Source organism: Ureibacillus chungkukjangi (assembly GCF_003217295.1).
GTDB lineage: Bacteria > Bacillota > Bacilli > Bacillales_A > Planococcaceae > Ureibacillus > Ureibacillus chungkukjangi.
Genome location: NZ_QJTJ01000051.1, coordinates 1 through 10,984 on the forward strand (window position 1 = coordinate 1; position 10,984 = coordinate 10,984).

Annotated in this window: 13 protein-coding genes; 8 read left to right on the plus strand and 5 right to left on the minus strand. The window is 35.3% G+C overall.

What is annotated here, in order from left to right:
• Both BJ095_RS19190 and BJ095_RS18230 read left to right on the plus strand, forming a co-directional pair.
• Positions 1-289 (plus strand): hypothetical protein (locus BJ095_RS19190; RefSeq protein WP_215534995.1); only part of this gene is annotated, 289 nt, incomplete at its 5' end.
• Positions 290-442: 153 nt separating this feature from the next.
• A complete protein-coding gene (locus BJ095_RS18230; protein WP_107937823.1) occupies positions 443-700 on the plus strand; it encodes a hypothetical protein in 258 nt (85 codons plus the stop codon).
• A gap of 56 nt (positions 701-756) precedes the next feature.
• On the opposite strand, the gene BJ095_RS18235 is transcribed toward BJ095_RS18230, so the two are convergent.
• Positions 757-1,065 carry a hypothetical protein gene (locus BJ095_RS18235; RefSeq protein ID WP_107937822.1) on the minus strand — a complete coding sequence of 103 codons (309 nt, stop codon included), beginning with the start codon at positions 1,063-1,065 and terminating at the stop codon, positions 757-759.
• Between the two features lie 183 nt (positions 1,066-1,248).
• On the opposite strand from BJ095_RS18235, the gene BJ095_RS19150 reads away from it, so the two are divergent.
• Both BJ095_RS19150 and BJ095_RS18240 read left to right on the plus strand, forming a co-directional pair.
• On the plus strand, positions 1,249-1,392 hold the full coding sequence (locus BJ095_RS19150; protein WP_181418123.1) for an NUDIX hydrolase: 144 nt from the start codon (positions 1,249-1,251) through the stop codon (positions 1,390-1,392).
• Between the two features lie 244 nt (positions 1,393-1,636).
• Complete coding sequence (locus BJ095_RS18240; protein WP_107937821.1) at positions 1,637-2,398, plus strand: hypothetical protein; 762 nt, start codon at positions 1,637-1,639, stop codon at positions 2,396-2,398.
• Positions 2,399-2,678: 280 nt separating this feature from the next.
• On the opposite strand, the gene BJ095_RS18245 is transcribed toward BJ095_RS18240, so the two are convergent.
• The 4 genes from BJ095_RS18245 to BJ095_RS18260 all read right to left on the minus strand — a co-directional run bounded on the left by BJ095_RS18245 (position 2,679) and on the right by BJ095_RS18260 (position 6,413).
• Complete coding sequence (locus BJ095_RS18245) at positions 2,679-3,098, minus strand: MarR family winged helix-turn-helix transcriptional regulator (RefSeq protein ID WP_215534996.1); 420 nt, start codon at positions 3,096-3,098, stop codon at positions 2,679-2,681.
• Positions 3,099-3,135: 37 nt separating this feature from the next.
• Positions 3,136-4,182 carry an NADH:flavin oxidoreductase/NADH oxidase gene (locus BJ095_RS18250; protein WP_107937819.1) on the minus strand — a complete coding sequence of 349 codons (1,047 nt, stop codon included), beginning with the start codon at positions 4,180-4,182 and terminating at the stop codon, positions 3,136-3,138.
• Between the two features lie 309 nt (positions 4,183-4,491).
• Complete coding sequence (locus BJ095_RS18255) at positions 4,492-4,941, minus strand: GNAT family N-acetyltransferase (RefSeq protein WP_107937818.1); 450 nt, start codon at positions 4,939-4,941, stop codon at positions 4,492-4,494.
• A 50-nt stretch (positions 4,942-4,991) separates the two neighbouring features.
• Positions 4,992-6,413 carry an IS110 family transposase gene (locus BJ095_RS18260; protein ID WP_107937817.1) on the minus strand — a complete coding sequence of 474 codons (1,422 nt, stop codon included), beginning with the start codon at positions 6,411-6,413 and terminating at the stop codon, positions 4,992-4,994.
• A 1,151-nt stretch (positions 6,414-7,564) separates the two neighbouring features.
• Between BJ095_RS18260 and BJ095_RS18265 the strand changes: the two genes are divergently transcribed.
• Genes BJ095_RS18265 through BJ095_RS18280 form a run of 4 tightly spaced genes read left to right on the plus strand, consistent with a single transcriptional unit; the run spans position 7,565 to position 10,846 of the window.
• Entirely contained in the window at positions 7,565-8,248 is a 684-nt protein-coding gene (locus BJ095_RS18265) for an RraA family protein (protein WP_107937816.1), read from the plus strand.
• 16 nt (positions 8,249-8,264) lie between these two features.
• Entirely contained in the window at positions 8,265-9,143 is an 879-nt protein-coding gene (locus BJ095_RS18270) for a DUF1932 domain-containing protein (protein WP_107937815.1), read from the plus strand.
• A 59-nt stretch (positions 9,144-9,202) separates the two neighbouring features.
• Complete coding sequence (locus BJ095_RS18275; protein WP_107937814.1) at positions 9,203-10,555, plus strand: TRAP transporter large permease subunit; 1,353 nt, start codon at positions 9,203-9,205, stop codon at positions 10,553-10,555.
• 15 nt (positions 10,556-10,570) lie between these two features.
• The gene (locus BJ095_RS18280) at positions 10,571-10,846 is read left to right on the plus strand and encodes a hypothetical protein (protein WP_181418124.1); all 276 of its coding nucleotides are present in this window, start codon (positions 10,571-10,573) and stop codon (positions 10,844-10,846) included.
• Positions 10,847-10,984: the final 138 nt, after the last annotated feature.

A 10,984-nucleotide genomic window follows, 5' to 3' on the forward strand; every position in this document is an offset into this window, starting at 1 on the left:
TCTTTCTCCTACTTCTACAAAGGAGTGGGAGAAGAATCAACGAAATTGTTCAAAATTAATTAGCAAAATGTGTCCAATTCTACTTGACGCTTACATTCATCCACTTACCATAGATAGGTATGAAAACGATATGTTCTTTTATGCTTCTGAATATGCACGAATATGGATAGAAACGCTATTCCTATTATCTATAAATGGAGAAATCACAATATATCCTAAAAATACATTAGGGATATTCTCAAATAAATATTTATATACAATTCATTCACATGAGCTTAAAAAGAGGTGAAAGTAAATCTTAATGTAAGTAAAAAGTAAGATATTTCATATTTTCCTCCTATAACTAGTGACTTTCCTTTTTGAATGGTATAATATAACATAAATAATACTTTGTAATAATGCATTCTAAACTTATGTAATAAAGTCAAAGGTGGTAATACGAGTGAAAAACAAATTTAAGTTCTTTAAAATTCCTGGTATTTCTTTTTTAGCAGGGATAATTTTTGTACTGGTGGGATTAAAAGGGGAACAACTCGCAGTCATATATTCTAAGCCTCTTAATTCTACATCCTGGACAACTTCTGGAAGTTTAATAAACGCTTTTATATATATCCCTATCATTATAGGTACTATACTTTTGATTTTGTCTATAGGGACATTTCTTTTATCTTATAATAAATTGCAAAAAAACGCCTTATAACGACAAAGTAAAAAGTCAGCTCTCACAATACTTGAGTAGCTGACTTTTTATACATATTATTTAATATCTCTAGACCAATCTACAAACGGATCTTGAGATGAAGGTTTAGAATAAGATTTATTATATGTTGTTGAATTACCTGTAAATATATTTTTTTCATTTAATTTAAAAGTACCGTAGTCTTTAAATCTAGTCATGTAGTATTGTCTTGAAGAGTAACCAGCAGGTGGTCCTTTTAAAGTAACACCTTTTTGAATTGATTTAGTCATAGATGAACCGAAAGATGTATCTACTACATTTCCAGCTCCTACCGGAACTCCACCACTAATTTCTACTGAATTTGTAGTTGAAAAAGTAGAAGACATTGTTACTGTTTTCCCATGTGCAACGGAAGCGTATTGTTGAGCTTGTAATGGCGATCTGTGACTGAAAACTCTATTTGTTACTGTATAAGAATGATATATAGCAAATGGTTGGATAGCAGAATTTGATTCATCTGTTGATTCATCCTAAAAAATGAACCATTATTAAATGAGGGGTATTTTTACTTGGCAGAACTATTAGAAAAAGTACAAGAACCTTTTGAGGATGACCATTATATTAAGTGGTTAGATATTGATAGAGTACAAGAACTCCTTGTACACGAACATCATTTTTGGGCTATATGTAAGGTTAGAAACAAGGCTGATTAAACGCTTTTGTCATTAATCGAGTGATTTGGATTAACAATTTAAAGGCATTAATGATATTCAACAAACGGGCGCTTTCCTTGAGTAAGGAGAGGGTCTTTCTTCATGAAAAGGGACAGATTGTTGAGTAACGTCCTTTTAATGATTTGGGTATTTATGGTAAAATTCGAGTCGGATGATGAAGTAATGTACTTAAACTATAGGGCAGAAAAGTTTAATCAGTGTAAATACACAATGGGGGAAATTTATGATTAAAGAAGAATTTTTAAAGAACGTAAAATCATTGATAAAAATGCACTCTGACGGATTGCTTGGAGGGGAAGTAATGCCAGAAGATGTTCTAATTGGTGTTGTTAAGGAAGATGAATTAATGGATGTTTTAACATTGGCCATGGCTTTAAACTATCAAAGGAATTCATATAAATTGTGGGAAGCAGTTTTAAAAGCATATCAAGATGAAGAAACAAAGTGGATTTTCAACACTAAGGTAGTTGCTAATTGTAATATAGATATTTTACGAGATGCATTACTTCTGCATCGTGTAGGATTACAACCTAATCGACATCCAGAGATCTGGCAGCGAGTAGCAAAAGGAATTATGAATTCTTCTGAAAAAGGGAATGTTCAAGGTCTGATTGAATCTGTTCATTTTGATATTCTTCCTTTAAAAGAATTAATGCAAGGTACTCGAAAAGTAGATTTCCCTTATTTATCTGGACCGAAAATTTTTAATTACTGGCTTTATGTCTTGGAAAGTTACACGCATATTTCTTGGAGTTCACGTGAACTTATCACAATAGCACCCGATACTCACATCTTGAAGGCTACGGTTAGATTAGGTTTATGTTCTGAGGGAATATTAAATGGTGGAGCAGATGATAGAAAAGTTGTTGCTGACGCCTGGGAGACTGTACTTAAAGGAACAGGATTAGCACCAATTGATGTCCATACTCCATTATGGCTTTGGTCTCGTGCTGGATTTCCTTCATTATTAGAATTTCAAAGATAAACTTTAAAATCTCTTGAAGGAATGGAGCTTTAGGTTAATAAGTAAAAAACAAATATCTTGATATTCAACAATCGGGCGCGTTTCTTTAATAAGAAATGCGTCTTTATTCATGAAAAAGGCCAGATTGTTGAGTTGTTCCTCCAAAAAATAAGACTCAGAGAGAATCTGATAAAGATGTTCATAGACAGACTAATTCTCATACTAATTACACCAACTCTTGCAAAAATGCATTACCCAGTAACTTCTCAGAAGATACTTGGGTAATGCAATGTATGGATATCTATTCAGTAAATAATTGTATGTTGCTAATATCCTTTTCTGAAAGCGATTCTTGCAAGATAATATTTACCTCACTTTGTATAGTACTTATATGCTGTTGACCACTGGGAGTAAGTACTACATAAATACTTCGTTTGTCATCAATATAACTAGTTCTTTCCACTGGCTGCAGGTGGTGTTGCTCAAGTCTTGAAACCAAACGGGATAAAGCACTTTGGCTAAGACTAATCATATTCTGAAGTTGCGATAGTCGGAGTTTCTTTTCGCTTGTTTCATTTAGAAGCATCATTAAGTAAAACTCATTCAAACCAAAATGGTATTTTTGTTGAAGGAAATAATCTAGTGATTGTGTAACTCTATTATGGAACTTTGAAAAGTTAACCCAAGCATGGATTAATTGTTCAGGTTGATTCATGGTCATCACCTTTCAAAAATGATAACACAATTATATCATTCTGTTATCGTATTCCTCTACTATATTGAAATGGTGGAGTTACCTTCCGTGTAACTTCTCTTATTGCATGCAAACTCCAATAGGGATCATTTAACATACCTCTGGCAACGGCAATTAAATCAGCATCTTTATTTGATAAGGTCGCCTCAGCTACTTGCGGATTATCTAACATACCGACAGCTATGACAGGGATTTCAAGTTTCTCTTTGAAAGCTCTGGCAAAGGGGATTTGATAGCCCGGATAATTTCCAGGTTTTAAGGTGCCTGGTACTCCTTCTCCTCCCGACGAAACATGGAAGATATCCACGCCAGCTAATTTATACTTTTCAGCAATATGGAGTGAATGTTCTAATCCATATCCACCATCGATATATTCAATTGCAGAAATTCTCATGATTAAGGGCATATCTTCGGGCATTACGGATTTCACTGAGCGAATGACTTCTATACCAAATTTAGATAAATCTGTACCATATTCATCGTTTCTATTATTAATACTAGGAGACATAAACTGATGTAGTAGATAGCCATGTGCTCCATGAAGCTCTATTGTATCAAAACCTGCTTCGACTGCTCTTCTGGCTGCATCCTTAAATTGCTCAATTGTTTGTTTAATTTCCTGAATTGTTAAAGCACGAGGTTGTTTAAGGCCACCATATTTTGTTTCTTCAGCTAAAGCTTCACCTTGTAAATCTGAAGGTCCAACCGGCTGGATTGCATCTTCAGCTTTTCTACCTGCATGTGCAATTTGTATACCGATTTTTGAACCATGCTTATGAACCTCGGACACAATACGCTTATAGGCAGGAATTTGAGAATCATCCCACAATCCTAAATCTTGGTTCGTAATTCTTCCTTCAGGGGTCACACTCGTCATTTCCATAATGATGAGACCTGTGCCACCTACAGCTCTGGAGACGTAGTGAACAAAATGCCAATCATTAGGTATTCCATCTTCTTTTTCCACAGAATATTGACACATGGGTGCCATTACAATTCGATTTTTAAGTTGTAAGCCTTTAATTTTAAAGGGGGTATTAATTGTTTTCATTATATTTTCCCTCCTGCACTAATTAAATGTATGCGCATGCATATGATTATGATAAATGAATTATTAGATATAAGCAAACGTAAAGGGAAGGGGTCACGGCATAGATAATACAGCTTTCATAATCATTATCTCTTTATTCAATGTAGTGTAGTGCTTTAATTTAAAATCCCATAATTGAATACAAAGAAAAATCCCTGCTTTCAAATTAAAAGTAGGGATTTTTGGCGTTTTAATAGACTTAGGGATATGTGACAATAGGGGACCTTATTAAAGAAAAGCCCCAGTTCAATAAGGATATTTAATTGACTCTCATTTTATTGTGTACTTAAATAAAAGCTCTCCATTATTCGGATCTCTCTCATTCATGAACTCAAACCCTATATTTTTATACAAGTTATACGCTGTTCTATTTTCTTCATTGATACTTAAATATATATCGTTTACGCCATATTCTTTTGAAACTATATCAATAAGTTTTATCATCGCAACTTTCCCATAGCCTTTGCCTTGATGTTTTTCATCAATCATTATTCTATCGATCCAAGTATCTTTATTAAGACCAAATGAACCGTACATAGCAAATCCAATAATTTCATCATCATAATATATAGCTACTGGATGCCATTCAGGAAAGGTTTCAGCTTCTTTTAAACATTCATCTACTGTTTCAATAAATTTGTCTTGTCCAGGCTTTAAATTAATATTTCTAACTTTGTATTCATTAGTATCATCAATATTTTTAAAATGCACATTACTCATGTATTAACTTTACCTCCACAACTAAAAAATTATTGAATTATCCTGACCTGTTAGCTTAATAATATAGTTTCATTTTCTTCTTTAGTCTTATTCAAGTCAGCTAAGTTAATGCCACAAGCTGCGGCATGAACAACTGGATCGTATTTAACGTTATTTTTCAGCAGAGAATAGATTAAATTAGCCAATTTACCACACAAATGACCAATTGCTTTTTTCTTACTCATTCCTTCGTCTACCTTCCGGTCATAATAGACTTTAAATACGGTAGGATGAGATTTACCATTTGCCAATATTATTAAGGATATCTGATAAAGAACACGACGAGCATCCCGAACGCCACCGTTAGTTTGTTTAGCCCCTTTTACTGATGTACCGGATTGTGTATTTTCAGCTGAAACACCTAAGTATTTCTTGAATTCTTTATATGTATTGAATCTTTCAATATCACCAATAACGCCAATTAATGTACAAGCTATATTTTCGCTAACGAAGGGGAGTGAAAGTAGAACTTCAGTATATGGATGGGGTTGAATTCCTTTTTCAGGTAATCCCCATAGGAGATTATGAATTTCCTGATCTATTAGTTTTAAACTTTCTTCAAGCCGTAAGGCTTCTTCAATAACCCACTTTTGGCGACCTACAAGATGTTCAACAGGCACAGCGACAGTATTAGGCATTACTTCTGCTAAAACTTTAGCAGCCTTTTTGGCAACATTTTTAGCTCCAGCTTTTGAAATGGCATTGTATAATTCTTCTTCGCTTGATTCTTTCATTTGTAGTCCGGTAGGGTATTCTAGAACTAATTTCATTACTGAGATTGAACTTAACTTTTTAAAAGCTTTGTTTAAATCAGGATGTGTGACTTTTAGTAACTGTTGTACTTGATTTTTTCTTCTAGTGAGTTGAACGTTTATATACCAGCGATCTCTCATAACTGTTCTAAATAGGGATTGTAGTACTGTTTGCGGTCTTATTAAAGTTACACCTTGCATATTAGGATGTAGTTGTTTATGCCATCCCATATAAGACATTACCTTTGCATCCATGGAATCGGATTTCTCGCTAATCCCTAAATTTTTACGAAATTCCCCAACTGCTTTGTTTTCGATTTGAAACAAATCATAACTCTCATTTAATAAAACTTGTTGGACTAAATAAGAATAATGCCCACCAGTGGGTTCTAAAAGGATTAAGAAGTCATCTTTATTTAAATTGAACTGACTTTCTATTTGTTTAAGGGCGCTTAAAAATTCTGCTATCCCCACACTATCAGAGTTGAATTTTAGTGTCTTAGTGCGCTTCCAAGCTATTCCTTTAGGGTCTAAAAAAGCATCGTATCTTATACAAGAAGCAACATGAAAACTCGCTCCAATGTCAATGCCAACATAGAACTGGTAAAACTTTCGCGGTTCTTGATCTTTAATATCCTCAGTTTTATTTCCATAACTAAATGGACTACTAACGTTTTTCATTAATTTTCCTCCAATAAACAAACAGTATCAAATATCTGACTATCCAAGTTTCTGTTAGAGCTCAAGGCCCAATGTAGCATGTCAGGATTATATCGCCAGATATTAAATCTCAAAGTGAATTAAAGAGTCTTTATTTTAAGCTCCAAACATCGGTAGAGTTTCAACTGTTAAAATAATATTAGATTTAGTTTGTTTTCTATATAGTCTATTAAATATAAAAATACGCCAACTATTTCAAATTTCCTCCTAAAATATAAAAAATCCTGTCGAAATTCACAGGATTTAGTGCTGTATATAAATTACTGTGTGCAGTGCCGTATATAGCATGGAGTGCCTCACGTCAATATAAGAGGTCTAGGAATCTAGCCCCAATCCGGTAGGTCGGAAACACCTTAAAGGGTCACTGCACACCTATATCTTACATGATTTTTTCGAATAAAAAAACAATGTCCCCAAACAATCGGCAGAGTTCCTCTCAAAGAGATCTCACGTTGAATACAAGAGTACATTGATGATTAAATTATATCGTAATTAATCAAATTAAAAAAGCTTACCTTCTAGCATGTAGTTTATTGAAATTACCAATTTAAAAGTTAAAGCATTACAGAAAAAGTTAAAGCATTACAGAAACAATCGGGCGCAATTCTTGAGTAGAATTGCGCCTTTTTCAGCAATAGCCAGATTGTTTAGTAAAGGAATTGAAGTAGCAAAGTTGAAAAGTTTGATTGAAGAAAGTGTAAAGTGGCTCAGTATTTTTATCATTTGAAAAAGTAATAGGAAAAGTGACAAATACATGTGTTAATGGATAATTTTATTTTCGCAAGCTATAGTTAAAAACTCATATTATTAATCAATAAAGCACGGATTATCCAACAAAAAACTCTACATAACAATATAAATGCGGACAGACTTCTCTGTCCGTTTTTATTTTATCTATAAAGTTAGAATGTTTAAAAAACTGTTTACATCGTTAAATAACGATGATATTATTCTTTTATTGTAGTAATAAATATTACTTTATTTAAATAAGGTGTTATTTTTACTACTAATTGAGTGTAAATTTTTTTTATTACTCTTGAAACCGTTATCATTCGTTTGGAAGAAAGATAGGGTTGAAGAATTAAACATATTTCATGAGGGAGTGTTTGCAAATGAGTTATACAGCACCGCTTTTGACAAAAGAAGTTATTTTAAGGGCCAAAAAATTAAATTCAACACTAATTTCAGATGCACTAGGTTGTACAGGTTCAATGGATTACAAAGTTAAACCGGTTTCATGGGGCATGAAAGTAGTTGGAACGGCTTTAACAGTTGATTTGAGAGCAGGAGATAATCTTTTCCTACATCAAGGAATTTACTGTGGGGGCGAGGGGTACGTGCTTGTTGCAGATGGAAAAGGACATACAGAAAATGCTTATCTGGGTGAATTAATGGCTGGAGCTGCAAAAGCAGTCGGTCTTGAGGGAATTGTCATTGATGGACTTGTCCGTGATAGAGAAATGTTGAATGAAATTGGGCTCCCAATTTTTGCAAAAGGATTCATTCCTAATGGCCCTTTTAAGGATGGCCCTGGTGCGATCAATATACCAATTTCCTGTGCTGGAGTTACCGTTTGTCCAGGGGATTTGATTGTCGGTGATGATGATGGTGTAGTTGTTGTCCCGAAAGAAAAAATTGAAAACGTACTCGTAAAAGCGGAAGCAAAGCTTGAATATGAGGAAAAACGGATGCAGACAATTGCTAACTTTGAAGAGAACCGAAAACAAGGAAATGCAGATAAGAATAGTATAGCCCCTGGATGGTTAGCTGAAAAAATTAAAGAATTTGGATTTTAAAGGAGTAGAAGTGACTATGCATTTAGGATTTATTGGATTTGGGGAGGCCGCCTTCGAATTAGCATCCGGTTTAAATGAGCAAGGGATACAAAAAATGATGGCTTATGATCCACTCTGGAATGTACCGGAATATAGCGAATTTATTCGAAATCGGGCTAAAGTATCAAACGTTATAATGTTGGCATCGATTGAAGAAGTACTTAAAGATTTAGAAATTGTCATTGTCGCAGTACCTGCGGATAAAGCGCTAGAAGTAAGCGGACAATTAATGTCACATGTTAATAATAGCCTTGTTTATGTAGATGTTTCAGCAGCAAACCCAAATATCAAAAAACAGATAGCATCAAATGTAAGCGCGTCAGGCGGAAAATTTGTAGATGCTGCGATGATGGGGCCATTGCCAGTTTATAAACATAAAGTACCTATTCTCGCTAGTGGTGATGGAACGGATGTCTTTATTGAAAGGATGTCTGGCTATGGTATGAATATTGAGAAGGTTAGTGAAATACCTGGTGAAGCTACTGCTGCAAAACTAATCCGTAGTATTTATATGAAAGGAGTAGTTGGCCTTTATATTGAATTGTTAGAAGCTGCACATCATTTTAATGTAGAGAACCTTGTCATTGATTCACTGAGTGAAACAATCAATGGAAGAACATTTGAAGAAACAATGAATCGCCTTGTTACGGGAACTTCACTCCATGCCACTAGACGTTCTATTGAACTTGGCGGCACAATTGATATGCTAGAATCAGCTGATATTGATTCCTCGATGTCGAAAGCGGCAAAAGCCAAAATTGAAAAACTCGCTTTATTAAATCTAAAAGAAAAGTATCATGGTGAAAAGCCGGTACATTGGCTGCAGGTTATCGAAGCATTTAAAGTTTCAACATAAAAATACGGCAATCACTATTGCCGCTCAATAGCTTTATAATTTTCATGAGGGGTGTTTGTATGGGGATAGGGATTTGGGCATTGCTAGTCTTTATAGGATTAATTGTTTTTTGGAACCTTGTGCTTAAACGTAATATTGCAGAGGCGATGTTAGCAGGTTTTATAGCAACTTCATTATTTGGGGGGACAGAATTTTTCAATTTAATTTGGAGTGGACTTGTATTTGCGTCTACAAATGAAGTTTTATATGCATCTGTTGCGTTTGTGTTTATGGCGTATGTCATTGATCATACTGCAATCATTACAAAATTAGTGAAAATACTAAACTCATTGCTTGGTCGTCTTCCTGGTGGTGCTGCATACGTTGATACAATCGCATCCGCAGTTATGGGAACGCTTGCAGGGTCGAACTCGGGCAATACGGCAACGACTGGCTCCATTACAGCACCGTGGATGGTGGAATCTAGTTTCACAAGGGAAAGAACAGCTACTATTGTAGCCGGTAATGGTGGTCTCGGTGCAGCATTGCCACCAAGTGCTTCAATGTTCATTATGCTTGGATTCGCACCTATAGCAGCGGTTGTTTCTGAAGGCGACTTGTATGTAGCCTTGTTTATTTCAGGAGTTTATCAAGTTATTTACCGTGTATTCCTAATCATGTATTTCGTTAAGCGTGATAATATTAAAGCGATTTCACCGGAATTTATTCAGCCTCTAAAAGAAGCATTACGAACTGGTTGGAAGTCAACATTAATTTTCTTTGGAGCATTAATACCTATTGTTATCACGATTGGTCCCCTTGCAGAAGGTTTTATGAATAATCCGAGTATCGGGGAAGACGCAATGGACAGTATTTCACTTATCACGTGGATTCCAATCTTAATCATCTTGATTAGTATGATGGTCGGATGGAAGAGTTTACCCAAAACAGCGTCTGGTTGGTCAGAATTTTTAAATAAAGCAATTCCTCGGTTTTCAACAATCGGTGCTTTGCTTGTTTTCGCTTACGCATCTAGTCAAGTACTGACGGATCTCGGACTTCCTGAGGATTTAACAACCTTAATGGAGTCTATCGCAATTTCTAAGTGGCTCATGGTACTGTTAATTTCGCTCCTTGTTGCATTAGTTGCTGGTCCATTGTCATCAACAGCTACCTTAACTGCAATTGGATTGGTTGCCTTTACGGCAATGGTGTCAGCGGGTGTTGATCCGTTGCTTGCAGTTGTGGCAATACTTGTTTTTGCATCCACAGAAGGTGCATCACCGCCTGCTTCAGGGTCAATATTTATTGCTGCCTCTCTGGCAGGTGCTAATCCAGAAAAGACATTTGTGCCGTTAGTAGTATATTTTGTTGTTCCAATCTTATTGATTGGCTGTTTGATTGCAATGGGAATATTGCCGGTATTTGTATAAAGGAGAGTGGGAAATTTGAGGAAAATGATTGCATTTTTATTTAAAACGTGTCTAATGTTGTTTATGATCGGTGGAACCTGCCTTGTCCTTGGTCAGTTGGCTGGTATTCTGTTCCAAAAAGGCGATTGGATTATAAAATCTTGGGAATTATTTGCAAATCCAACATTCATAATCAGTGCAATAGCAGGTATATTCGGTTTCATTCTTGGCTATTTCCCTAAAGAAAAAGTGGATGAAGAGAGGGTATATTCTTCAGATGAAGTTAGTGAGGAATTAGAACTTGTTCGCTAGATTAAAGCAGGCAGACGTTTTATATTAAGTCTGTCTGCTTTTCCTTGTGCGCCCGGCATGCGCATGAACTATAGGGTGTAAGTCCCGAACCCCGAAGACAGAAGTAGAGGTTAGCCAAGAGCAAGGGTGTCCGTGGCG